This is a genomic window from Pseudomonas sp. FG6 (genome assembly GCF_057809015.1).
In genome coordinates this window covers 1-24547 of the sequence record NZ_JBMDJD010000030.1, presented here as the reverse complement: position 1 = coordinate 24547, position 24547 = coordinate 1, and the positions used below count along the sequence as shown (strand labels likewise).

Genomic DNA, 24547 nt, shown 5'->3' with positions numbered 1-24547 from the left:
TTGATTTCGGGTCCCTCTTTCGCGCAGTGATGACGAGAACGCCATGGCCGGGCTGATTCCCCAGAGCTTTATTGACGACCTCCTGAACCGCACCGACATCGTCGACGTGGTCAGCTCTCGCCTGCAAATGAAAAAAGCCGGCAAGAACTACACGGCCTGCTGCCCGTTCCACAAAGAAAAAACCCCATCTTTCAGCGTCAGCCCCGACAAGCAGTTCTACTACTGCTTCGGCTGCGGCGCTGGCGGCAACGCCCTCGGCTTCATCATGGACCACGACAACCTGGATTTCCCCCAGGCTGTCGAAGAACTGGCCAAAGCGGCCGGCATGGAAATCCCCCGGGAGGAAAGCGGCCGGCAGCACAAACCACGCCAGCCGACCGACTCACCGCTCTATCCGCTGCTGACGGCGGCGGCCGACTTCTACCGCCAGGCCCTCAAGAGCCATCCGGCCCGCAAGGCCGCTGTGGATTACCTGAAAGGTCGCGGCCTGACCGGTGAAATCGCTCGGGATTTCGGCCTCGGCTTCGCCCCACCCGGCTGGGACAACCTGTACAAGCACCTGAGCAGCGACACGCTGCAGCAACGCGCCATGATCGACGCCGGCCTGCTGATCGAGAACGCCGAGACCGGCAAGCGCTACGACCGTTTCCGCGACCGGGTCATGTTCCCGATCCGCGATACCCGTGGCCGGATCATTGCTTTTGGCGGCCGGGTACTGGGCGACGACAAGCCCAAGTACCTGAACTCCCCGGAAACCCCGGTGTTCCATAAAGGCCAGGAACTCTACGGCCTGTACGAGGCCCGCAAGAACAACCGCAACCTCGACGAAATCATCGTTGTCGAAGGCTACATGGACGTGATCGCCCTGGCCCAGCAAGGCTTGCGCAACGCGGTCGCCACCCTGGGTACCGCCACCAGCGAAGAGCACATGAAGCGCCTGTTCCGCGTCGTGCCCAGCGTGCTGTTCTGCTTTGACGGCGACCAGGCGGGCCGCAACGCCGCCTGGCGCGCGCTGGAAGCGACCCTGCCATGCCTGCAGGACGGTCGGCGGGCACGCTTCCTGTTCCTGCCCGAAGGCGAGGACCCGGACACCCTGGTGCGATCCGAAGGCACCGACGCGTTTCGCGCGAGGATCAACCAGCACGCGCAACCGCTGGCCGATTACTTTTTCCAGCAGTTGACCGAAGAGGCCGACCCACGCTCACTCGAAGGCAAGGCCCACATGGCCACCCTCGCCGCGCCGCTGATCGACAAAGTGCCCGGCGCCAACTTGCGCCTACTCATGCGCCAGCGCCTGAGCGAAATCACCGGGCTCAATAGCGAGGCGGTCAACCAGTTGGTCTACAGCGCACCTCAGGACGCGCCACCGGCCTACGATCCGGGTATCGATTACGACGCGATGCCCGATTACGCCGACTATCATCAACCTCAGCAGGACTATGCACCGCAGCAGGAATGGACGCCCAAGAAACCCGGCAGCGGCGGCAAGAAATGGGACAAGAAGCCCTGGGACAAGAACGGCAAGCGCGGCGATCGCGACCAACCACGTGCCCCGCGCGTGCCGGCGGCCGTCGAACCACCAACGCTGGCCGCCCTGCGCACCTTGCTGCACCACCCGCAACTGGCGGAAAAGGTCGAGGATGCCGGGCACTTCGCCGATGAAGACCACAGCAACACGCAGTTGCTGGTCGCGCTCCTCGAAGCCGTGCAGAAGAACCCCAGGCTCAACTCCTTCCAGTTGATTGCCCGGTGGCACGGCACCGAGCAAGGGCGCCTGCTCAAAGCCTTGGCCGAGAAGGAATGGCTGATTGAGGGAGACAACCTTGAACAACAGTTTTTCGACACCATTACTAGCTTGTCCGCCCGCCAACGCGAGCGAAATCTGGAGCAACTTCTGCGAAAAGCTCGTCAGAGCGAGTTGACCAGCGAAGAGAAAAACCAATTGCGCGACTTACTCAGCCGCAATGTTCCCGAATCAAACCCGACCTCAACTGGCGCGTGAGGTCACAGCTCAGGTATAATCCTCGGCTTGTTTTTTGCCCGCCAAGACCTTCAGTGGATAGGGTGTTATGTCCGGAAAAGCGCAACAGCAGTCTCGTATCAAAGAGTTGATCCTATTGGGTCGTGAGCAGGGCTACCTGACTTACGCGGAGGTCAACGACCACCTGCCGGAGGATATTTCAGATCCGGAACAGGTGGAAGACATCATCCGCATGATCAACGACATGGGGATCAACGTATTCGAGGTTGCGCCAGATAAGGATGCCCTTATGCTGGCCGACGCCGATACCGACGAGGCGGCTGCTGAAGAAGCGGCTGCGGCGTTGGCGGCTGTCGAGACCGACATTGGTCGCACCACCGACCCGGTACGCATGTACATGCGTGAAATGGGCACGGTAGAACTCCTCACGCGTGAAGGCGAGATCGAAATCGCCAAGCGTATCGAAGAGGGCATCCGCGAAGTGATGGGCGCCATCGCGCACTTCCCTGGCACGGTTGACCACATTCTCTCCGAGTACACCCGCGTCACCACCGAAGGTGGTCGCCTGTCCGACGTCCTGAGCGGCTACATCGATCCGGACGACGGCTCCACGCCGCCAGCCGCCGAAGTGCCGCCACCGCTCGACGCGAAAGCCGACAAGGCCGACGACGACAGCGATGACGAAGATGGCGAAGCCAGCGACGACGAAGAAGAAGCCGAAAGCGGCCCGGACCCGATCATCGCCGCACAGCGTTTCGGCGCCGTGGCCGACCAGATGGAAATCACCCGCAAGGCCCTGAAAAAGCACGGTCGCAACAACAAGCAGGCGATTGCCGAGCTGTTGGCCCTGGCCGAGCTGTTCATGCCGATCAAGCTGGTGCCCAAGCAGTTCGAAGGCCTGGTCGAGCGCGTTCGCAGCGCCCTGGATCGCCTGCGCCAGCAAGAGCGCGCGATCATGCAACTGTGTGTTCGTGACGCCCGCATGCCACGTGCCGATTTCCTGCGCCAGTTCCCGGGCAACGAAGTCGACGAAAGCTGGACCGATGCGCTGGCCAAAGGCAAGAGCAAATACGCCGAAGCCATTGCCCGCCTGCAACCGGACATCGTTCGTTGCCAGCAGAAGCTGAGCGCGCTGGAGGCCGAGACCGGCCTGAGCATTGCCGAGATCAAGGAAATCAACCGTCGCATGTCGATCGGTGAGGCCAAGGCCCGCCGCGCGAAGAAAGAGATGGTTGAAGCGAACTTGCGTCTGGTGATCTCCATCGCCAAGAAGTACACCAACCGCGGCCTGCAGTTCCTCGACCTGATCCAGGAAGGCAACATCGGCCTGATGAAAGCGGTGGACAAGTTCGAATACCGTCGCGGCTACAAGTTCTCGACTTACGCCACCTGGTGGATTCGCCAGGCGATCACCCGTTCGATCGCCGACCAGGCCCGCACCATTCGTATCCCGGTGCACATGATCGAAACGATCAACAAGCTCAACCGTATTTCCCGCCAGATGCTGCAGGAAATGGGTCGCGAACCGACCCCGGAAGAGCTGGGTGAGCGCATGGAGATGCCTGAGGACAAGATCCGCAAGGTATTGAAGATCGCCAAAGAGCCTATCTCGATGGAAACCCCGATCGGCGATGATGAAGACTCCCATCTGGGTGACTTCATCGAAGACTCCACCATGCAGTCGCCAATCGATGTCGCCACCGTAGAGAGCCTCAAGGAAGCGACTCGCGAAGTACTCTCCGGCCTCACTGCCCGTGAAGCCAAGGTACTGCGCATGCGTTTCGGCATCGACATGAATACCGACCACACCCTTGAGGAAGTCGGTAAGCAGTTCGACGTGACCCGTGAGCGGATTCGTCAGATCGAAGCCAAGGCGTTGCGCAAGCTGCGCCACCCGACGCGAAGCGAGCATCTGCGCTCCTTCCTCGACGAGTGACCCTCCCAAAACCCCCGGCCCTGCCGGGGGTTTTGCCATGTGCCGATAAAATCCCTCCGTTCCCCCTCCTCGCCCCGTTGCCCGTCTACACTCGAAACATCCGCCCGCAGCCATGACGAGACAGTGATGCCCAGACTGACGGCCTTGCTCTTGCTGTCATTGATAACCTGGACCGCAACAGCTGGCGCGTTGACGCTCACTGACGAGGAGCTCCGCTGGCTCAAAAGCCACCCCGACTTGCGCCTGGGTGTCGATGCCTCATGGCCGCCATTCGAATTCCGCGACGACAAAGGCCGTTACCAGGGGCTGGCCGCCGACTATATCGATACCATCCGCAACCGACTGGCGATCAAGTTCACCCCGGTTGAACCCGCCAGTTGGACCGAGGTGCTGGAACAAGTCGCACAGGGCAGGATCGATCTTCTGCCAGGTATCATGTCCACCCCGGAACGCCAGAACTACCTGGCATTTACCCGCCCCTATCTCGACTTCCCGATTGTTATCCTGGCCCATCAGAACGGCGCCCGCCCTCACAACATCGAAGAGCTGTACGGACTGAAGGTCGCCGTCGTGGAGAACTATGCCCCCCACGAACTGCTGCGCACCCGCCACCCCGACCTGAACCTGGTGGCACTGCCCAGCGTCAGCTCAGCCCTGCAAGCCCTGGCGAACAATGAAGTGGATGCGATGGTCGGCGACCTGGCCTCCAGCGTCTGGAGCCTGCGCCAACTCAAGCTCGACGGACTCTACGTCAGCGGGCAAACCCCCTATCGCTATCAATTGGCGATGGCCGTCCCCCGCGATAACAAAATGCTGGTGGGCATCCTGGACAAGGTCCTGGCGGACATGACCCCGGCTGAGATCAGCGAGATCCAGGATAAATGGGTCGGCGATGTGCGCGACTATCGCCAGTTGTGGTCAGACCTGTTGTTCTACGGCGTGCCTGGGCTGGCCCTGTTGGTTGGCGTACTGCTCATTGTGATTCGCATCAACCGTCGCCTCAGTTCGGAGATTGCCCGACGCGTCGACCTCGAACAGGAGTTGCGCAGCAGCGAATACCATTATCGGGGGCTGGTGGAGAGCCTGTCGGCCATCGCCTGGGAGGCCAAGGTCAGCGATTACACCTACAGCTACGTCTCCCCCCATGCCGAGGAATTATTGGGCTACCCCCTCGCCCATTGGCTGATCCCAGGCTTCTGGCGCAACATCATTCATCCGGCCGACTTGATTCGCACCGAGACTTACTGCGATCAGGAAATACTCGCCGGCCGCGACCATTGCGTTGATTATCGCGTGATCACCGCCGATGGACGCTGCCTGTGGGTGCGCGACCTGGTCAGCCTGATCCAGCACGGTCACGAACCAGTGCTGCGAGGGCTGATGATCGACATCAGCGAAACCAAGCGCACCGAGGAAGCGCTGCGCCTCTCGGAGCAGAAGTTCGCTTCGGTGTTCCGCCAGTGCCCGGATATCCTGGTGATAGCGCGCCTGCTGGACGGCTGTCTGCTGGAGGTCAACACGGCTTTCGAAGAGCAGATCGGCCTGAGCGCCGCACAGGTGAAGGGCAAAAGTGCAACCGAGTTGAGCATCTGGGGTATCCAGGACGCTGGCCCCGGGCTGTTGCAGCGTTTGCAGGCCGGCAGCATCCGCAACCTGGAGATGCCCTTCCGTCGCAGCAATGGCCAGATGTTCACCGGGCTGATTTCCGCCGAGCCCTTCGACCTCGACACGACACCCGCCCTGGTTGTGGTAGTGCGCGACATCAGCCAGCTCAAGGAAACCCAACAGCAGCTGCAGACCTCCGAAGAAAAATTCGCCAAGGCGTTCCACGCCTCACCCGACGGCTTGTTGATCTCTCGACAAAGTGACGGGCTGCTGATCGAAGTGAATGAAGGCTTCAGTCGCCTGACCGGTTTCAACAGCGCCTTGTCGGTGGATCGTTCGGCGCTGGACCTGGGGCTCTGGGTTAACCTCAACGAGCGCCGGCAGATGCTCGATCTGCTGCAACGCGATGGCTTCGTGAAGGACTTCAGCTGCCATATCCGGCGCAACGACGGGCAGATACGGCTCTGCGAAGTCTCCAGTCGCCCGCTGCCTATCGGCAGTGAGGACTGCATGCTGACCATCGCGCGCGACATCACCGAGCGCTACCTGATGCAGGAAAAGCTGCAACAAGCCGCCACCGTATTCGAAAGCACCGCCGAAGGCGTGTTGATCACCGACACACAGCAGCATATCAGCGCGGTGAACCGCGCCTTCACCGAAATCACCGGCTACAGCGAAACCGAAGCCTTGGGCCACACGCCACGACTCCTGGCTTCCGGCCTGCATGACAGCGCGTTCTACGCAGCCATGTGGCACCAACTGACTGACGAGGGACACTGGCAAGGGGAGATTTCCAACCGGCGCAAGAACGGCGAGCTTTACCCCAGTTGGCTGACCATCAGCGCAGTGCGCAACCGGGACCGGCAGACCACGCATTTCGTCGCGGTCTTCGCCGATATCTCCAGCCTCAAACATGCCCAGGCGCGGCTGGATTACCAGGCTCACCATGACCCTCTCACCGGGCTGCCAAATCGCACCTTGTTCGAAAGCCGCTTGCTGACGGCCCTCAACAGCCAGCAGGAGAACGGCGGCCAGGGCGCGGTGTTGTTCCTGGACCTGGACCGCTTCAAACATATCAATGACAGCCTCGGACATCCGGTGGGCGACCTGCTGCTCAAAGGCATCGCCGTACGTTTGCGCGAACAGCTGCGCGATATCGACACCGTTGCACGCCTGGGCGGCGACGAGTTCATCATCCTGTTGCCAGGCCTGCAGCAGCCCAGCGATGCCGAACACATCGCACAAAAACTATTGAACTGCTTCGCCGCGCCCTTCCAGGCCGGAGAGCATGAGTTTTTCATCAGCGCCAGCATTGGCACCAGCCTCTACCCGAAGGATGGTTGCGATGTCGCCACGCTGATCAAGAACGCCGACGCGGCGATGTACCGCTCCAAGGCCAAGGGCCGCAACCGGGTCGAAAGCTACACCTGCGACCTCACCGCCCAAGCCAGCGAGCGCGTCGCCCTGGAGCACGAGCTGCGACGGGCCATCGAGCGCAACGAGCTGTCACTGGCTTTCCAGCCAAAAATCAGCCTCGCCGACAATCGCCTGGTGGGCGCCGAAGCACTGGTGCGCTGGACTCACCCCACCTTTGGCGACGTGCCCCCGGAACACTTCATTCCGCTGGCCGAAGAAAACGGCATGATCCTGCAAATCGGCGACTGGGTGCTGGAAAACGCCTGTCGGCAACTGTGCAGATGGAACAGTACTCACACAAGCCTTGGTCCCTTGTCGGTCAACCTGGCCGGCGCGCAACTGCGTCAACCCAACCTGCTGGGACGCATTGAACAACTTCTGCGGGAAAACCAGCTCCAGCCCGGCCTGTTGCAACTGGAAATCACCGAAAACTTCATCATGAGCCAGACCGAAGAAGCCCTGACGGTGCTACACCAGCTGAAAAAGCTCGGTGTTCAATTGGCCATTGACGATTTCGGCACCGGCTACTCCTCCCTGAGCTACCTCAAGCGCCTGCCGCTGGACATCCTCAAGATCGACCAGTCCTTCGTCCGCGGCCTGCCCGACGACCCACACGACGCAGCCATCGTGCGGGCAATCATTGCCCTAGGCCGCAGCATGCAATTCACCATCATCGCCGAGGGGGTCGAAACCCTGGCCCAACAGCAATTCCTGGCCGAAGAAGGTTGCGAACAGATCCAGGGCTACATCGTCAGCCTGCCCCTGTGCGCCGACGAGTTCGCCGCAACGTTTCTGCGTGTGACCGTATCGGATTTTTCGGATAGCACAGCCGAGAAACCGTCGCTATAATCCGCGGCCTACTGAGGGCCTATAGCTCAGTCGGTTAGAGCAGAGGACTCATAATCCTTTGGTCCACGGTTCGAGTCCGTGTGGGCCCACCACCTTTGAAGCCGCGCATTGCGCGGCTTTTTCGTGTCTGCTCATTCACCACGATTTTCACGAACAGTTCCGCGCACGGCTTGATTGCAGCAACCACATCCGGCACCCGTTCGCTCAGTCCAGGCAAGCGGTCGAACACCAGCAGTTGCTAGGCTTTTCGTACAGAGCCTAACGGCTAACATCCTCTCCGACCGGGCCTCTGCCAGGCTCACGTGACAAAAAACGATACACTGTTCCCGATAACCCTACCCCCAACGAGACCCTCATCATCGCCAGCCCCAGCCTTCCCCGACTGTTCCTCGAACTGCTATGGCAAATCAGCGTGCTGGTCGTGCCAGCCTTTTTCGTCACAGTGTTACCGCCCATCCTCGCGCTTTCGGTGGTGCTGTTTTTCGGGCTGTTGATGGCGATAGCAGCACGCCTGGGCCGCTTGTCCGTCGGGCGCGGTTGTGCGCGGTTGATGATCAGCGCGGTATTTGGCCTGGGTTTCAGCCTGGGCAGGGCCCTGCCGGAGTGGTGGGATATCCTGGTGCCCATGGTCAGCATCTTCGGCGGGCTCGCGTGTGTCAGTGTCTGGGAACGACGCCTTGGCCTGGTGAAGGTGAGCGTGAAGGGGCCAAGTGCCTGGGGCGGAAGCGAGCCGCAACACACCCCGGAAGGCGAACCGATCCGGGTGTTCAACCATGGTGAAATCGCCATGGGTGGTCCCACTTATTGCGACTATCTGTTCCCCGACGGCGTGCTTCTGCAAGGCCTGGGCTCCTCGGCGGTGTTCTCCAGCGACGGACGTTATTTTGCCGCGACGGTGCCGTCCCGGCAGCGTTGGGGACTGGTGCTCCTCGACCGTCAGCAGCGCCAGGTCTACCGTTGTGCCGACAGCGAGTTCTGGGAGCTGGATACCTTTGATCTCGACGCCTTGAGCGGTCGCCACAGTCCGTTGGTGGACGACAGCGTTCGCCAGACCCGACTCGATGAGCTGCTGCAAACGGCCAGTGTCAGTCAATTGATGCCCGTCGCCGATCTATGGCTGGAGCCCGACTGGAATCCGCAAAGTGCTCCTCGGACCTTCGAGCGGCGTTCAGCCGATGGCCGACAGTGCCTGACAGGCGAGATTGTATTGCCTGCGAGCTTCCGCGACCTCGATCAGCCCCTGCAACCGTTGCAGACGCCACGCTATGCCGCCAGCGTCAATGGCCAGCCGTCCGGCCTGGTGATGGCGGCCGATACCCCGTTGGTGTGGAGCAGCGATCAGCGCGCCCTGGTGTGCCAGGCCCAGGAGCAAACCGCTCACCCCGACGGCGACCGGTACTGGTTGTGGCAAATCGACGAGGGCTGGCGCGTGCTCCCCTCGCCCTGGGTGAGGAGTGACGCCGAGCCCTCTTTTTACTGGCATGAGGTGTTGAGCCTCGACGCGCATCGCGTGCATATCGGCGCATACCTCGACTACCCACGTCCGTCCCAGGGCCGGTATGGCTATCGTCTGGACAGCATCCACAGCGACACCGAAACCCAGGCCGGCCATGACGCCCAAGGGCGCGCGCAGGTGGCGGAATTCAAACTGACCCGCATGGCGCTGGTGATGCCTTTGGACAGTCCAGGCCGACGAGGCGACTCGTGCATCGAGACGTTGCCGATGTTGGGTGGCGTATGCGCTCAATTGGCGTGGCTTTGCGACAATCAAGACGGGCTGGGCGGTTACCGCTGCCAGATCGGTGACTGGAGCTTGCCGGGCCGCTGGCTGCTGGATCACCGGGTCTCTGATTGCGGACGCTACCTGGCGCTGTTGTCGTTTGACGGCGCAACGTCGGTGGCAACCCACGCAGCGGTGGCCGACCTGAAGGAACGCCGCTTGCTGGAAGGGCCGGCCATGTGGGTCGCTCGCCTGCTGGATTTCCGTGATGGTCGCCTGAGCCTGGCAGTGGTCGCGGGCCGTCTGGATCAAGGCCTGGACGGCAGCCCGCTGCAACGTTTCAACGTCCCCGCGCCGCCGGCCGGTGGCGATCCGTCGTTCTGTCGTCCCGATGAGCAATACCGGCTGTTCTACAACACGGTGGAACTGCAACCGACCGATGCACAGCTGCGCCGCGTCGCGCCTTGGCGCCTGGTGGATCGCCCGCAAGCCGCCACTGCCGAAGGCGATTTCATCCAGCCTGCGCCGGGCCAGCAGGATGCCGCCTGGCTGTTCGGCAGCGAAACGGAATACGCCGACAGCTGGGTACGCACGGGTACACCGCGGCTCGGCGGCCATCTGCTGACGGCCTCCGGCTGCGCGCTGACGGACCTTGCGCCCTCGATGATCTGGTCCGCCAATGGTCGCTATCTGGCCTTGACTTGCCTGATGACGGACGTGACAGAACAGTGTGGAAACTATCGGGGCTGGCAATTGCTGCTTCTCGATGTGCAGGCACGCACGCTGCGGGTGCATTCGCAATGGCTGGGGCACCGGCCGCTGTTCGAAGCCTTCGACGATGAACACGTGCAGGTGCGTTGTTTCGAACAGGATTGGGAAGCAGAAGGCGAAGACGATCAAGACCCGGGCTCGATCCAGTCATTGCCCCTGGCGCTCTTGCTGCAACAACCACCGGAGCAGTTGGTGTGCCAGGACGGTCGGTGGTTCAGGCCCTCACAGCTGCACCTGGCTGCGGCCTGGCGAGCGTTGGCTGTGCCTGACATGGGCTATTTCCAAGCCGAGAGCCTGTAACATGCCCGTCATTGATGCCTACGCCGGAGCCCGCCTTGCCTGACACCCGCCCTCCCGTCCTCGACGAAATCGATCGTCAACTGATCGCTGCCCTGCAAATCAATGCCCGGGAAAGCGTCGCCATGCTCGCCCGACAGCTGGGCATCGCCCGCACGACCGTCACCTCGCGACTGGCGCGCCTGGAAAAGACCAAAGTGATTACCGGCTATGGCGTGCGCCTGGGGCAACGGGTCATCGACGGCGGCTTGCAGGCTTACGTCGGCATCAAGGTCCAGCCACGCTCCGGCAAGGACGTGCTACGACGCCTGAGCGCCATGGCCCAGGTCCAGCAATTATGCGCCGTCAGCGGCGAGTTCGATTACGTGGCCTGGCTACGCACGGACTCGCCGGAGCAACTGGACCAATTGCTGGACCAGATCGGCAGTGTGGACGGGGTGGAGAAGACCACCACCTCGATCATTCTCAGCAGCAAGATTGATCGGGGGCAGCCGGTTTAAGCCCCTGGCGGACAACCCCCATCATGTGTGTTGGGCGAAATTTTCGATCCTGACCTGCCCCTCCGGGAAGGTCGCGATAATCTCCAACTCGCCGCCCATGGCACGTATGTAGTTGCGCAAGGTGCTGATGTACATGTCCGTACGGCGCTCCATTTTCGAGACTGCCGCCTGGTTGATGTGCAGTGCCTTGGCCAAAGCGTCCTGGCTCAGTTCCTGCGCCTGACGCAACTCGTGCAACGGCATTTCTGCACGCAACTTCTGATACAGAGCCTGCGTTCGAGCCTGGGACTCAGGCGAACGGCGCGCCATCAAGTCGGAAAATTTCTTAGCCATTGTCAAAGCCCTCTCTCTTCAGTACTTCCAAGTGCTCGTCATAGAGGCGCTTCGAGAGCGAGGCAAGAGCGCGAAGGTCGCGCTCATTGCCTGCATGCGAATATTACTGATTAGGCTGAATGCCATGTTGCGAGACGGCACTGAATGGCGGTGACGAGTGGTAGGGGTAAGACAGTTGCTCCCACATGAGGCAGTATTCGTCATTAAGACAGGCAATCTCGTCGAAAAGCACAGGCATGATCCAAAACGACGACACATTGCGTCTTATTAACGTATCCCACGCTCCCTAGAATGGCTGGCATCTTTCCTATACTCAGACGCGAACATCGCGTCGAGTCGCCATCAAGGTCAGCCATGAACAAGAACAATCGCCACCCAGCAGACGGTAAGAAGCCCATCACCATTTTCGGCCCGGACTTTCCTTTCGCCTTTGACGAGTGGATCGAACATCCTGCCGGCCTGGGCAGTGTTCCGGCCCATAACCACGGTGCAGAAGTGGCGATCGTCGGGGCCGGGATCGCCGGCCTGGTGGCGGCGTACGAGTTGATGAAGCTGGGCCTCAAGCCGGTGGTCTACGAGGCCTCGAAGATGGGTGGGCGCTTGCGCTCGCAGGCGTTCAACGGCGCCGAAGGGGTGATTGCCGAGCTGGGGGGCATGCGGTTTCCCGTGTCGTCCACGGCCTTCTACCACTACGTCGACAAACTGGGGCTGGAAACCAAGCCGTTTCCCAACCCGCTGACCCCAGCGTCGGGAAGCACCGTAATCGACCTTGAAGGCCAGACCTATTACGCCCAGAAACTGGCGGACCTGCCCGCACTGTTCCAGGAAGTGGCCGACGCCTGGGCCGATGCCCTGGAAGACGGTTCGCGTTTCAGCGAGATCCAGCAAGCGATCCGCGACCGCGACGTGCCGCGCCTCAAGGAGCTGTGGAATACCCTGGTGCCGCTGTGGGACGACCGCACCTTCTACGACTTCGTCGCCACCTCCAAGGCATTCGCCAAGCTCTCGTTCCAGCACCGTGAAGTGTTCGGCCAGGTCGGCTTCGGCACCGGCGGCTGGGATTCGGACTTCCCCAACTCGATGCTGGAAATCTTCCGCGTGGTGATGACCAACTGCGACGACCACCAGCACCTGGTGGTTGGCGGTGTTGAACAGGTTCCCCACGGCATCTGGAAACACGTGCCGGAACGCTGCGCGCACTGGCCGCAAGGCACCAGCCTGAGCTCGTTGCACCTGGGCGCCCCTCGCAGCGGAGTGAAGCGCATCGCCCGCGCCGACGATGGCCGGTTCAGCGTGACCGATGTCTGGGGTGACACCCGCGAATATGCCGCGGTGCTGGTCACCTGCCAGAGCTGGCTGCTGACCACCCAGATCGAATGTGAGGAAGCGCTGTTCTCGCAAAAAATGTGGATGGCCCTGGACCGCACCCGCTACATGCAATCGTCGAAGACCTTCGTGATGGTCGACCGGCCGTTCTGGAAGGACAAGGACCCGGAAACCGGACGTGACCTCATGAGCATGACCCTCACCGACCGGCTCACTCGTGGCACGTACCTGTTCGACAACGGCGACGACAAGCCGGGGGTCATTTGCCTGTCGTACTCGTGGATGAGCGACGCCTTGAAGATGCTGCCGCACCCGGTGGAGAAACGCGTAAAACTGGCCCTCGATGCCCTGAAGAAGATCTATCCCAAGGTCGACATCGCGGCGCGGATCATCGGCGATCCGATCACCGTCTCCTGGGAAGCGGACCCGCATTTCCTCGGCGCATTCAAGGGCGCCCTGCCCGGTCACTATCGCTACAACCAGCGCATGTACGCACATTTCATGCAGGACGACATGCCGGCCGAACAACGCGGGATCTTTATCGCCGGCGATGACGTCTCATGGACACCTGCCTGGGTCGAAGGCGCCGTGCAGACCTCGCTCAATGCCGTGTGGGGCATCATGAAGCACTTCGGCGGTGAAACTCACGCCGCAAACCCCGGTCCAGGTGATGTGTTCCATGAGATCGGGCCGATTGCCCTGCCCGAATAAAAGGAGTTGTCGATGCGTGTAGCCCTCTACCAATGCCCACCGCTGCCACTGGATCCGGCCGGCAACCTGCACCGCCTGCATCAAGTGGCACTGGAGGCCAAAGGCGCCGATGTGCTGGTGCTGCCGGAGATGTTCCTGACCGGCTATAACATCGGCGTCGACGCAGTGAACGTATTGGCCGAGGTCTACAACGGCGAATGGGCGCAGCAGATCGCACGCATCGCAAAGGCCTGCGGCCTGGCGATTGTCTATGGCTACCCCGAGCGCAGCGAAGACGGGCAGATCTTCAACTCGTTGCAGTTGATCGACGCCCACGGGGAACGCCGCGCCAACTACCGCAAGAGCCACCTGTTCGGCGACCTCGATCACGCGATGTTCAGCGCGGGTGATTCAGCGTTGCCGATCGTGGAGCTGGCTGGCTGGAAGCTTGGCTTCCTGATCTGCTATGACCTGGAGTTCCCGGAAAACGCCCGGCGCCTGGCCTTGGCCGGCGCCGAACTGATCCTGGTGCCGACGGCCAACATGCAGCCCTACGACTTTATTGCCGACGTCACCGTGCGCGCACGGGCCATCGAGAACCAGTGTTTCGTGGCGTACGCCAATTACTGTGGGCACGAAGGTGAGTTGCAGTACTGCGGCCAAAGCAGCATCGCCGCCCCGGATGGCAGCCGTCCGGCGCTGGCCGGGCTGGACGAGGCCCTGATCGTGGGTGAGCTGGATCGTCAATTGATCGAGCAATCCCGTGGGGCCTACAACTACCTGCACGACCGCCGCCCTTCTCTCTACGTCGACTTGCTTGAACACTGAGCCGGGCTAATCCGCTAGCATGAGCGCATCCTTGTCCTGGAAGCGCTCATGCCGGCCCCCGACACCCTTCACGCTCATACCCAAACCCTGACAAACGGCTTGCAGGTGACATTGCGTCACGTGCCCGGCCTCAAGCGCAGTGCCGCCGTACTGCGCGTGGCAGCCGGCAGCCATGATGCGCCCCTGGCCTGGCCGGGATTGGCGCATTTCCTTGAGCATCTTTTCTTCCTGGGCACAGAACGGTTTCCCACCGGCCAGCACTTGATGGCCTACGTGCAACGACACGGCGGCCAAGTCAATGCGCGAACCGGCGAACGCAGCACGGATTACTTCTTCGAACTGCCACCGGACGTCTTTACCGAGGGACTGGAACGGCTGAGCGACATGCTCGCCCACCCGCGCCTGGCTGAAGCCGATCAGTTGCGCGAGCGGGAAGTGCTGGAGGCTGAATTCATCGCCTGGTCCCAGGACGCCACGGCCCAGCGACAATTCGCCTTGCACGACGGATTGTCGCCTGGCCATCCGCTACGAGGCTTTCATGCAGGCAACCGCGACAGCCTCGCCGTGACAACGCCAGAATTCCAGACGGCGCTGCTCGATTTCTATCAACGGTTCTACCGAAGCGGCCAGATGACCCTGAGCCTGGTCGGCCCGCAAAGCATCGAGGCATTGAGGGCACTGGCCGAACAGTTCGGCGACAACGTACCGAAGGGCGAGGCGACAGCCAGGCCCGTGCCGCCGCCGCTGATGGCGGCCTCGCAGCCCAGTTATCAACAGGCCAGCGCCGGTTGCCTCGATCTGCTGTTCGCCTTCGAAAACCTTCCCAGCGCCTCGCCGCAGGCACTGGCCTTTCTCTGCCACTGGCTGAACGCCCACAAGCCGGGCGGCCTGCTTGCCACGTTACGCCAGCGCACCCTGGCCGACAGCCTCAAGGCCACACCGCTGTATGAATTTGCCGGACAGGCGCTGCTGCACATCGAGCTCCAGGTCGACAACGACCCGGCGCAGGAGGAGATCCACTCGTTGCTGCAGGACTGGCTGGGGTTCTTTGCCGCTCAGCAGGATTGGCCTCTCCTGTGCACCGAGTTCAACACGTTGTTGCAGCGTCGCCAGGAAACCGCCGGTGCCTTGCAATTGGCACGCTGGGACAGCGAGGGGCGCAACGGCCCGCTGTCAGACGGTGATCGGGGGCAGCTCAAGGAAATACTCGGGCAGTTAAAGCCGGCGGCTAACGTCACGGGACAATGGCAACTGCCGGCGCCTAATCCGTTCCTGCAAACACCCAACGAGCTGCCGCGCGAATCATCCCGCGCCGGCCTGATACGCGGCCAGACCAGCGCCCACCGCGGTTTGCGCACGTTCGCCCAGGACCGTTCCCGGGGCCGGCGAGAGCGTGCGCCGATACCGTTCAGCCAGGCATGGGCGCAAGACACTCCGGAAGGCGCGGTGTACCTGCGTTGGCGCTGGGCGACAGCCGCCCCGCAGGACCTTCAAGCCAGGCTCGACTGGCATCTGCAGGATTTGCGTGAAGACGCCCGACAGGCCGGCGTAGACGTCATCGTCGAGTCCTCCGCAAAGCAATGCCTGCTCAAGCTGACGGGTTTGCAAACCGCGATGCCGAAGGTGCTTGAACACCTCCTGGCGAAGCTTGACCCAGCGCTGCCCCAGGCCCCGACCAGACGCGAAACGCCCGTGATACCGATTCGGCACCTGTTGAAACAGTTGCCCGATTGCTGCCTGGGACACATCAAGCCTGCAACCTCCACATGGCCTGACAACCTGTGGGCTTCGGCCCAATGGGACGGCCTGGCCGTAGGCCTGTCGGCAGCGACCCAGGCCGCACTGGGCCAGGCGCTGGCCCAAGTGCCGGGCATTGCCTGTGAGGAAGGCGAACCGACGCCAGCCTCCGCGCAATGGACATGGCACACGCTCCCCACCCACGGCGATGAACAGGCCCTGCTGCTGTTCTGCCCCGCGCCCACCCAGGAATTGTCCGACGAGGCCGCGTGGCGCCTGCTGGCGCAGCTGTGCCAGGCGCCGTTCTACCAGCGCCTGCGCGTCGAGTTGCAGTTGGGCTATGCCGTGTTCAGCGCCGCGAAGCAGATCAACGCAACCACCGGTCTATTGTTCGGTGCCCAATCGCCGAACGCCTCGGCAGCACAGTTGATCGGTCATATCGAACAGTTCCTCAGCGACTTGCCCGGGCTGATCCAGCAAGTCGACGAGACCGCCCTGGCCAGCCAGCAGCAAGCGCTCGCCGCCCAGTTCCAAGGCACTGCATTACCCTGCGCCCAGGCAGCCGAACTGCTCTGGCAAGGCAAGCTGGCGGGCCGCTCGTCGGATTATCTGGAGCAATTGGCCAAGGCTATCCTGCGTCTGGATCGCTCCCAACTGGTGGCAGCTGCCCAGCGCTTGATCGACGGCGAGGGCGGACGGCGTTGCCTGAGCAACGGAGAATGTCTGGGGGAGCGCTGGCAAAAGGCAGAGTGATCGTTTCAGCCTGGACAATGAGCTGTCTTCCAGGGTCGCGGTCAAGAAAATGTCAGTGCCCGTACCATAGGGAGCTAAGTATCTGAACATCTCCTGTCGGTAGTGGACTATATGTATAGGTCTCACCGACCCATTCGAACCACAGCATCGCCACCAAAGGAGTATTTTCATGACCTGGTCCAAACCCGCATATATCGACCTGCGTATCGGCTTCGAAGTCACCATGTACTTCGCCAGCCGTTGATGGCTGCAGGCGGTAGCACGCCACATCACGCCTCGGTCAGCCGGGGCGTTTTTCATTTCGGTTTGCAGAGGGAGCGGCCATGTTCGTCCAGATTCTAGGTTCCGCCGCCGGCGGTGGTTTTCCTCAGTGGAACTGCAATTGCGCCAACTGTGCCGGTTTTCGCAACGGTAGCCTGCGGGCCCAGGCGCGCACCCAGTCGTCCATCGCCCTGTCCGATGACGGTGTGAACTGGGTGCTGTGCAACGCCTCGCCGGACATCCGCGCCCAGCTCCAGGGCTTTGCCCCGATGCAGCCCGGCCGCGCCCTGCGCGATACCGGTATTGGCGCGATCATCCTGATGGACAGCCAGATCGACCACACCACCGGCTTGCTCAGTCTGCGCGAAGGTTGCCCGCATCAAGTCTGGTGCACCGACATGGTCCACGAAGACCTGAGCAGCGGCTTCCCACTGTTCAACATGCTCACCCACTGGAACGGCGGATTGAGCTGGAATCGCATCGAACTCGACCAGAGCTTCACCATCGCCGCCTGCCCGAACCTGCGCTTCAGCCCCCTGCCGCTGCGCAGCGCCGCACCACCCTATTCACCGCATCGCTTCGACCCGCACCCGGGCGACAACATCGGGCTGGTCGTCGAGGACCTGCGCACCGGCGGCAAGTTGTTCTATGCCCCGGGCCTGGGGCAGGTCGACGAGTCGTTGTTGCAGATCATGGCCGGCAGCGACTGCCTGCTGGTGGACGGCACGATGTGGGACGACGATGAAATGCAACGCCGCGGCGTCGGCACCCGCACCGGCCGGGAAATGGGCCACCTGGCCCAGAATGGTCCGGGCGGCATGCTCGAAGTGCTGGAGCATTTGCCGAAGCAGCGCAAGGTGCTGATCCACATCAACAACACCAACCCGATCCTCGATGAAGACTCCCCCGAGCGGGCCGAGTTGGTGCGACGCAATGTCGAAGTCGCTTACGACGGCATGAGCATCGAACTGTAGGAGCGCCCGAAATGACTGATACACCATTGACCACCGCAGAATTTGAAGCAGCCTTGCGCGCCAAGGGCGCCTTCTACCACATCCATCACCCGTACCACGTGGCGATGTATGAAGGCCGCGCCACTCGCGAGCAGATCCAGGGCTGGGTCGCGAACCGTTTTTACTATCAGGTGAATATCCCGCTCAAGGACGCTGCGATCCTCGCCAACTGCCCGGATCGGGCAATCCGCCGGGAGTGGATCCAGCGCCTGCTCGACCATGACGGCGCTCCCGGCGAAGATGGCGGCATCGAAGCCTGGTTGCGGCTGGGCCAGGCGGTGGGCCTGGACCCCGATCAACTGCGCTCACAGGAACTGGTGCTGCCCGGCGTGCGCTTTGCGGTGGACGCCTACGTCAACTTCGCCCGCCGGGCCAGTTGGCAGGAAGCCGCCAGCAGCTCGCTGACCGAGCTGTTCGCCCCGCAGATCCACCAATCGCGCCTGGACAGCTGGCCGCAGCATTACCCGTGGATCGACCCGGCCGGCTACCAATACTTCCGCAACCGCCTGAGCCAGGCTCGTCGTGACGTGGAACATGGCCTGGCGATCACCTTGCGCCACTACACTACCCGCGAGGGCCAGGAGCGCATGCTGGAGATCCTCCAGTTCAAGCTGGACATTCTCTGGAGCATGCTCGACGCCATGAGCATGGCCTACGAATTGAACCGCCCGCCCTACCACAGCGTGACCAAGCAACGGGTGTGGCACAAAGGGATTGCCTTATGAGTTTCGACCGCAGCAAAACCCCGCGCTGGCGCCCCGGCTACCGCTTCCAGTACGAGCCGGCCCAGAAAGGCCACGTGCTGCTCTATCCTGAAGGCATGATCAAGCTCAACGACAGCGCTGCGCTGATCGGCGGCCTGATCGATGGCGAGCGGGATGTCGTAGCCATCATCGGCGAGTTGGCGAAGCAGTTCCCCGACGTGCCGGAACTCGGTGATGACATCGAGCAATTCATGGAGGTCGCCCGTGCACAGCACTGGATCGAACTTGCCTGAAACCCCAGGCCTGCCCCCCAAGCCTGAAGTCGGCCTGCCCCTGTGGTTGCTGGCCGAGCTGACCTATCGCTGTCCGCTGCAATGCCCGTACTGCTCCAACCCACTGGATTTCGCAGAACAGGGCAAGGAACTGAGCACCGAGCAGTGGTTCAAGGTCTTTCGCGAAGCGCGAGAGATGGGCGCCGCGCAACTGGGTTTTTCCGGCGGCGAGCCGTTGGTGCGCCAGGACCTGGCCGAACTGATCGGCGAGGCGCGCAGGCTGGGTTTCTATACCAACCTGATCACCTCCGGCATCGGCTTGACCGAACAGAAAATCAGCGACTTCAAGAAGGCCGGCCTGGACCATATCCAGATCAGCTTCCAGGCCAGCGACGAGCAGGTGAACAACCTCTTGGCCGGCTCGAAGAAAGCCTTCGCGCAGAAACTGGAAATGGCCCGGGCGGTGAAAGCCCATGGCTATCCGATGGTGCTGAACTTCGTGACCCATCGGCACAACATCGACAAGATCGACCGCATCATCGAGCTGTGCATCGCCCTGGAAGCCGACTTTGTCGAGCTCGCCACCTGCCAGTTCTACGGCTGGGCGCAGCTCAACCGCGTCGGCCTGCTGCCCACCCGGGAGCAACTGGTGCGTGCCGAGCGCGTCACCAACGAATACCGCGCCAGGCTGGAAGCCGAGGGCAATCCGTGCAAGCTGATCTTCGTCACCCCGGACTACTACGAAGAACGCCCCAAGGGCTGCATGAACGGCTGGGGCAGTATTTTCCTGACCGTCACGCCGGACGGCACAGCCCTGCCCTGTCATGGTGCCCGGCAGCTGCCGGTGCAATTTCCCAACGTGCGCGACCACAGCATGCAGCACATCTGGTACGACTCGTTCGGCTTCAACCGCTTCCGCGGTTATGACTGGATGCCCGAACCGTGCCGCTCCTGCGATGAAAAAGAGAAGGACTTCGGCGGCTGTCGCTGCCAGGCGTTCATGCTCACTGGCGACGCCAGCAACGCCGACCCGGTGTGCAGCAAATCCGAACACCACGGGGTGATTCTCAAGGCGCGTGAAGACGCCGAGCACGCCACGCAAACCATCGAACAACTGGCTTTTCGCAATGAACGAAACTCGCACCTCATCGCCAAAGGCTGATCCTTTCAGCGCCGCCCAGGCCGTTGCCGCCGGGGTCGACTTTGCCGAACTCAAGCTTGGCCCCTTGGGCCTGTTCTGGAACGAATACCGCCCCGAAGACGGCGCCTGCCGGATCTGGCACTGGCACGAGGGCCAGCGTCGATGCCTGACGCCGGACGGCTTCAGCGTGCGCAGCCGGGTCTATGAATACGGCGGTGGAGCGTTCTGCCTGAGCGATGACGGCGTGCTGTTCGTCAACGAAGCCGACCAACAGTTGTACCACCATGCGCTGACCGATGAGCAGCCCGTGGCGCTGACCTGCGGTGACTGCCGCTATGGAGACATTGGTTTTGCCTGCGGCCAGGTGCTGGCCGTGGAAGAACAGGCCAACCAACACCGCCTGGTATCGCTCGGGTTGGCGGATCAGCAGCGGCATCTGCTGGCGGAAGGTGCGGATTTCTACGCCGCGCCAACCGTCAGCCCGGACGGACGGCGACTGGCCTGGATCGAATGGAGCCGCCCGCATCAGCCCTGGACGGCCACGCGGTTGATGCTGGCCAAACGCGATGCTGCGGGTTGGGGTGAACCGTGCTGTGTCGCGGGCAACGGTGAAGAAGAATCCCTGCAACAACCGCGTTTCGACGCCGCCAGTCGCCTGTATTGCCTGACTGATCGCGGCGGTTATTGGCAGCCCTGGGGCGAGTCGGACCACGGCCTGGAATCGCTGCCCGCTGCCGAAGCCGATCACGCCCCGGCACCATGGCAGATGGGTGGCTGTACGTGGCTGCCGCTGGACGAGCACACCTACCTGGCGAGCTGGACCGAAGCGGGCTTCGGACGACTGGGCCTGTATCGTCGTGACGTGATCGATGAAGACTTCACCGCAACCTACAGCCGCTTCCGCAGCCTGGCGCTGGATGAGCGGTTCATTTACGCCATCGCCGCCTCACCCACCCGCCCGGCGGCGGTGATTGCGATTGAACGACAAAACGGCGAAGTGACGGTCCTGGCTGGTGGGATCGCACCGTTGCCCGTCGAACAGATCAGCCGTCCCCATCCCCTGCGCTATCCGTCGGCGTCGGGCGAGGCTCACGGATTCTTTTACCCGGCGATGAATGCCCAGGCGAAACCGCCTTTGGTGGTGTTCATCCACGGCGGCCCGACGTCGGCCTGTTACCCCTCGTTCGATCCGCGTATCCAGTATTGGACCCAGCGCGGCTTCGCCGTGGCCGACCTCAACTATCGCGGCAGCAGCGGCTATGGCCGGGCGTATCGGCAAGCGTTGCATTTGAAGTGGGGCGCCGTGGATGTCGAAGACGCCTGCGCGGTGGTCGCCTACCTGGACAAACAAGGCCTGGTCGACGGCCGTCGTGCCTTCATCCGGGGGGGCAGCGCCGGTGGCTACACGACCCTTTGCGCCCTCGCGTTCCGTGATGTATTCCGCGCCGGCGCCAGCCTCTACGGCGTCAGCGACCCCATCGCCCTGGGCCGCGTCACGCACAAGTTCGAAGCCGATTACCTGGACTGGCTGATCGGCGACCCGCAGCGCGACATCGAACGCTACCGCGCCCGTACCCCGCTGCTACATGCGCAACACATCCGTACACCGGTGATTTTCTTCCAGGGCGAACTGGACGCCGTGGTCGTACCGCAGCAAACCCGCGAGATGGTCAGGGCGCTGCAGGCCAACGGCATCGCGGTCGAGGCACACTACTACCCCGACGAGCGCCATGGCTTTCGCAAGGCGGCGAACCAGGCGCATGCGTTGGAGCAGGAGTGGTTGTTTTATTGCAGGGTAATGGAGAACCGACTTTAGAGACGACGATCACCTGTGGCGAGGGAGCTTGCTCCCGCTCGATCGGTCCGACGCCTCGGATGCAACGATCGCCAAAAAGCGGGGGCCGCTCCGCGACCCAGCGGGAGCAAGCTCCCTCGCCACAGATACAAGCTCTACGTACAGAAATTTCAGCGCTTGGCGATGATGTACACCGCATGCACGATGCCGGGAATGTAACCCAACAGCGTCAGCAGGATATTCAGCCAGAACGCGCCGCCGAAGCCCACTTGCAGGAAAACCCCCAGTGGCGGCAACAGGATGGCGATGATGATGCGGATGAAATCCATGGTGGGGCTCCCTGATCGACGATGGCTAAATTGCCATATAGCTCATTGACCCCTGACCGCTTGTCAGGGTTCAGTGCAACGCAAACCGGAAGCGCCCTGGTGGTGTGCACCTGATACGGAACAAAAAACGCGGGCAAAAGAAAACCCCGCCGAAGCGGGGCTTTGCAGACTGTTTCCCTGACATCCATTTCACTCCGCCATCCTGGCAGAATCCTACGTGTCCCTGTTTTGCTTTTGCGCATCCTGCGCGACGTCCATGTGCAGTAGATTAGTCGTGGATCCAATTGGCCGATAGAGGACAAACGCCAGCACGTTATGTAAGCAATTGCTTACATAACCCTCGCCCCTCAAAACTGCCCGGCGTCCAGCAGGAACAGCGACTCGCTGCCCGCCTTCACCGAAGCGGCCAAGGAATGGATGCGCGGCAACAGGCGGGCGAAGTAGAAGCGCGCCGTGCCCAGTTTGCTGGCGTAGAAATCATCCTGGCTTTCTTTACCCAAGGCTGCCTTGGCCATCAGCGCCCACATGTAGGCGTAAGCGGTGTAGCCGAATGCCTGGAGGTACTCCACCGACGCGGCACCGATCTCATTCGGGTTGCCTTTGGCCCGGTCCAACAGCCACTCGGTCAGCTCATCCAGCGTACCGACAGCCTCGTTCAACGGCTTGGTGAACTCCGCCAGGTCACCGCTCGCGGTGGCGGTGAAGTGGCGGATTTCATCGGCAAACAGTCGGTAGAACGCACCGCCACTGCCGACAATCTTGCGGCCCACCAGATCCAGCGCCTGGATGCCATTGGTGCCTTCGTAGATCTGGGTGATGCGCACGTCACGCACCAGTTGTTCCTGGCCCCATTCACGAATGTAACCGTGGCCGCCAAACACCTGCTGGCCATGGACAGTGGTTTCCAGGCCCAGGTCGGTCAGGAAAGCTTTCGCCACCGGCGTCAACAAGGCCACCAGGTCCTCGGCGCGTTTGCGGGTGGCCGGGTCTTCGCTGAACTTGGCGGTGTCCAGTTGCATCGCCACGTAGGTGGAAAAGGCCCGGCCGCCCTCGTTCGAGGCCTTCATGGTCAGCAGCATCCGCCGTACATCAGGGTGGACGATGATCGGATCGGCCACTTTGTCCTTGTTCTGCGCGCCGGTTGGCGAACGGCTTTGCAGGCGGTCGCGGGCATATTCGACGGCGTTCTGGTAGGAACGCTCGCCGGAGGCCAGGCCTTGGATACCCACGCCCAGGCGCTCGTAGTTCATCATGGTGAACATCGCCGCCAGGCCTTTGTTCGGCTCGCCCACCAGGTAACCCACGGCTTCATCGAAATTCATCACGCAGGTCGCGGAGGCCTGGATGCCCATCTTGTGCTCGATCGAGCCGCAGGTGGCCGCGTTGCGCGCACCCAGGCTGCCGTCGGCATTGACCATGAACTTGGGCACCAGGAACAGCGAGATCCCTTTCGGGCCGGCCGGGGCGTCCGGCAGTTTCGCCAGCACCAGGTGAATGATGTTCTCGGTGAGGTCGTGTTCACCGCCGGTGATGAAGATCTTGGTGCCGCTGACCTTGTAGGAACCGTCGGCCTGAGGTTCGGCCTTGGTGCGAATGATCCCCAGGTCCGTCCCGGCATGGGGCTCGGTCAAACACATGGAACCGGCCCAGACACCGGCGTACATGTTCGGCAGGTACGCCGCCTTCAATTCTTCGCTGGCGTGGGCGTTGATCGACAGGCACGCCCCGGCGGTCAGCATCGGGTACAGGCCGAAGGACAGGCTCGCGGAATTGACCATCTCCTCGACCTGGGCCGAGACGGCCTTGGGCATGCCCATGCCGCCGTACGCCGGATCGCCTCCGACGCCGACCCAACCGCCTTCAGCGTAAGTTTTGTAGGCCTGTGGGAAACCTGCTGGCGTGGTGACGGCACCGTCGGCCCAGTGACACCCTTCTTCGTCGGCCGCGCGGCTGAGGGGCGCGATGCTCCTGCTGGTGACCTTGCCGGCTTCTTCCAGGATCGCTTCGACGGTTTCGGCGTCTACGCTGTCGGCCAGGGCCGGCAGTTCGGCCCAGAGTTTCGCGACCTCGAACACTTCATTGAGGACGAAGCGCATATCGCGCAGGGGCGCTTTGTAGTCAGCCATGGCAAACCTCGCAGGATCTAAACAGTTGGTTCGTAAGAAAACGGTTTTTGCAGTGGCTTGAGTGTACCTCAACAACTTTTGCGACACATAGGGTCAACCTGTGACCGTATGGTTATTTTCAGTCACTTTAAAGAGTGGATTGTCAATCGTGGCGAGGGAGCTTG

The 24547-nt window shown here is 62.0% G+C and carries 17 protein-coding genes, 1 tRNA gene and 1 pseudogene; 16 read left to right on the top strand and 3 right to left on the bottom strand.

Features of this window, described 5'->3' with window-relative positions; all coding sequences use genetic code 11:
- Positions 1-43: 43 nt before the first annotated feature.
- The 6 genes from dnaG to ACODSJ_RS18780 all read left to right on the top strand — a co-directional run bounded on the left by dnaG (position 44) and on the right by ACODSJ_RS18780 (position 11075).
- A complete protein-coding gene (gene dnaG, locus ACODSJ_RS18805) occupies positions 44-2002 on the top strand; it encodes a DNA primase (RefSeq protein ID WP_489103162.1) in 1959 nt (652 codons plus the stop codon).
- A 67-nt stretch (positions 2003-2069) separates the two neighbouring features.
- Positions 2070-3917, top strand: a complete 1848-nt coding sequence (gene rpoD / locus ACODSJ_RS18800) for an RNA polymerase sigma factor RpoD (protein ID WP_489103161.1) — start codon at positions 2070-2072, stop codon at positions 3915-3917.
- A gap of 126 nt (positions 3918-4043) precedes the next feature.
- The gene (locus ACODSJ_RS18795; RefSeq protein WP_489103160.1) at positions 4044-7787 is read left to right on the top strand and encodes a bifunctional diguanylate cyclase/phosphodiesterase; all 3744 of its coding nucleotides are present in this window, start codon (positions 4044-4046) and stop codon (positions 7785-7787) included.
- Positions 7788-7802: 15 nt separating this feature from the next.
- A tRNA-Ile gene (locus ACODSJ_RS18790) sits at positions 7803-7879 on the top strand.
- A gap of 263 nt (positions 7880-8142) precedes the next feature.
- Positions 8143-10578 (top strand): hypothetical protein, encoded by a 2436-nt coding sequence (locus ACODSJ_RS18785; protein WP_489103201.1) that lies wholly within the window; start codon positions 8143-8145, stop codon positions 10576-10578.
- A gap of 35 nt (positions 10579-10613) precedes the next feature.
- Positions 10614-11075, top strand: coding sequence for an Lrp/AsnC family transcriptional regulator (locus ACODSJ_RS18780; RefSeq protein ID WP_060743121.1), 462 nt, complete (start codon positions 10614-10616; stop codon positions 11073-11075).
- A gap of 21 nt (positions 11076-11096) precedes the next feature.
- Here ACODSJ_RS18780 and ACODSJ_RS18775 read toward each other — a convergent pair whose 3' ends face one another.
- Entirely contained in the window at positions 11097-11408 is a 312-nt protein-coding gene (locus tag ACODSJ_RS18775; protein WP_489103159.1) for an XRE family transcriptional regulator, read from the bottom strand.
- A gap of 43 nt (positions 11409-11451) precedes the next feature.
- On the opposite strand from ACODSJ_RS18775, the pseudogene ACODSJ_RS18770 reads away from it, so the two are divergent.
- The 10 genes and pseudogenes from ACODSJ_RS18770 to ACODSJ_RS18725 form a co-directional block, all read left to right on the top strand.
- Positions 11452-11562, top strand: a pseudogene (locus ACODSJ_RS18770) (IS110 family transposase); the annotation flags it as partial.
- 200 nt (positions 11563-11762) lie between these two features.
- The gene (locus ACODSJ_RS18765; RefSeq protein ID WP_489103158.1) at positions 11763-13445 is read left to right on the top strand and encodes a flavin monoamine oxidase family protein; all 1683 of its coding nucleotides are present in this window, start codon (positions 11763-11765) and stop codon (positions 13443-13445) included.
- A 12-nt stretch (positions 13446-13457) separates the two neighbouring features.
- Positions 13458-14252 (top strand): carbon-nitrogen hydrolase family protein, encoded by a 795-nt coding sequence (locus ACODSJ_RS18760; protein WP_489103157.1) that lies wholly within the window; start codon positions 13458-13460, stop codon positions 14250-14252.
- Between the two features lie 48 nt (positions 14253-14300).
- Complete coding sequence (gene pqqF, locus ACODSJ_RS18755) at positions 14301-16742, top strand: pyrroloquinoline quinone biosynthesis protein PqqF (protein ID WP_489103156.1); 2442 nt, start codon at positions 14301-14303, stop codon at positions 16740-16742.
- Between the two features lie 169 nt (positions 16743-16911).
- Positions 16912-16986 (top strand): pyrroloquinoline quinone precursor peptide PqqA, encoded by a 75-nt coding sequence (pqqA, locus tag ACODSJ_RS18750; protein ID WP_095147273.1) that lies wholly within the window; start codon positions 16912-16914, stop codon positions 16984-16986.
- Positions 16987-17065: 79 nt separating this feature from the next.
- A complete protein-coding gene (gene pqqB / locus ACODSJ_RS18745) occupies positions 17066-17977 on the top strand; it encodes a pyrroloquinoline quinone biosynthesis protein PqqB (protein ID WP_489103155.1) in 912 nt (303 codons plus the stop codon).
- A gap of 11 nt (positions 17978-17988) precedes the next feature.
- Positions 17989-18741: a pyrroloquinoline-quinone synthase PqqC gene (pqqC, locus tag ACODSJ_RS18740; protein WP_489103154.1), complete on the top strand. Its 753-nt coding sequence runs from the start codon at positions 17989-17991 to the stop codon at positions 18739-18741.
- Positions 18738-19013, top strand: coding sequence for a pyrroloquinoline quinone biosynthesis peptide chaperone PqqD (gene pqqD / locus ACODSJ_RS18735; RefSeq protein WP_489103153.1), 276 nt, complete (start codon positions 18738-18740; stop codon positions 19011-19013). Before pqqC ends, pqqD begins: the two co-directional genes overlap by 4 nt.
- Positions 18985-20154, top strand: a complete 1170-nt coding sequence (gene pqqE, locus ACODSJ_RS18730) for a pyrroloquinoline quinone biosynthesis protein PqqE (protein WP_489103152.1) — start codon at positions 18985-18987, stop codon at positions 20152-20154. Before pqqD ends, pqqE begins: the two co-directional genes overlap by 29 nt.
- Positions 20120-21949: an alpha/beta hydrolase family protein gene (locus tag ACODSJ_RS18725; RefSeq protein WP_489103151.1), complete on the top strand. Its 1830-nt coding sequence runs from the start codon at positions 20120-20122 to the stop codon at positions 21947-21949. Before pqqE ends, ACODSJ_RS18725 begins: the two co-directional genes overlap by 35 nt.
- Positions 21950-22098: 149 nt before the next feature.
- On the opposite strand, the gene ACODSJ_RS18720 is transcribed toward ACODSJ_RS18725, so the two are convergent.
- Complete coding sequence (locus ACODSJ_RS18720; RefSeq protein ID WP_003177654.1) at positions 22099-22257, bottom strand: YqaE/Pmp3 family membrane protein; 159 nt, start codon at positions 22255-22257, stop codon at positions 22099-22101.
- A gap of 347 nt (positions 22258-22604) precedes the next feature.
- Positions 22605-24383, bottom strand: coding sequence for an acyl-CoA dehydrogenase C-terminal domain-containing protein (locus tag ACODSJ_RS18715; RefSeq protein WP_489103150.1), 1779 nt, complete (start codon positions 24381-24383; stop codon positions 22605-22607).
- Positions 24384-24547: the final 164 nt, after the last annotated feature.

What these genes read in the sequence shown, in the direction of transcription:
- dnaG (WP_489103162.1), top strand. Translation starts at nt 44, where the DNA reads ATGGCCGGGCTGATTCCCCAGAGCTTTATTGACGACCTCCTGAACCGC.
- rpoD (WP_489103161.1), top strand. Translation starts at nt 2,070, where the DNA reads ATGTCCGGAAAAGCGCAACAGCAGTCTCGTATCAAAGAGTTGATCCTA.
- ACODSJ_RS18795 (WP_489103160.1), top strand. Translation starts at nt 4,044, where the DNA reads ATGCCCAGACTGACGGCCTTGCTCTTGCTGTCATTGATAACCTGGACC.
- ACODSJ_RS18775 (WP_489103159.1), bottom strand. Translation starts at nt 11,408, where the DNA reads ATGGCTAAGAAATTTTCCGACTTGATGGCGCGCCGTTCGCCTGAGTCC.
- ACODSJ_RS18765 (WP_489103158.1), top strand. Translation starts at nt 11,763, where the DNA reads ATGAACAAGAACAATCGCCACCCAGCAGACGGTAAGAAGCCCATCACC.
- ACODSJ_RS18760 (WP_489103157.1), top strand. Translation starts at nt 13,458, where the DNA reads ATGCGTGTAGCCCTCTACCAATGCCCACCGCTGCCACTGGATCCGGCC.
- pqqF (WP_489103156.1), top strand. Translation starts at nt 14,301, where the DNA reads ATGCCGGCCCCCGACACCCTTCACGCTCATACCCAAACCCTGACAAAC.
- pqqB (WP_489103155.1), top strand. Translation starts at nt 17,066, where the DNA reads ATGTTCGTCCAGATTCTAGGTTCCGCCGCCGGCGGTGGTTTTCCTCAG.
- pqqC (WP_489103154.1), top strand. Translation starts at nt 17,989, where the DNA reads ATGACTGATACACCATTGACCACCGCAGAATTTGAAGCAGCCTTGCGC.
- pqqD (WP_489103153.1), top strand. Translation starts at nt 18,738, where the DNA reads ATGAGTTTCGACCGCAGCAAAACCCCGCGCTGGCGCCCCGGCTACCGC.
- ACODSJ_RS18725 (WP_489103151.1), top strand. Translation starts at nt 20,120, where the DNA reads ATGAACGAAACTCGCACCTCATCGCCAAAGGCTGATCCTTTCAGCGCC.
- ACODSJ_RS18720 (WP_003177654.1), bottom strand. Translation starts at nt 22,257, where the DNA reads ATGGATTTCATCCGCATCATCATCGCCATCCTGTTGCCGCCACTGGGG.
- ACODSJ_RS18715 (WP_489103150.1), bottom strand. Translation starts at nt 24,383, where the DNA reads ATGGCTGACTACAAAGCGCCCCTGCGCGATATGCGCTTCGTCCTCAAT.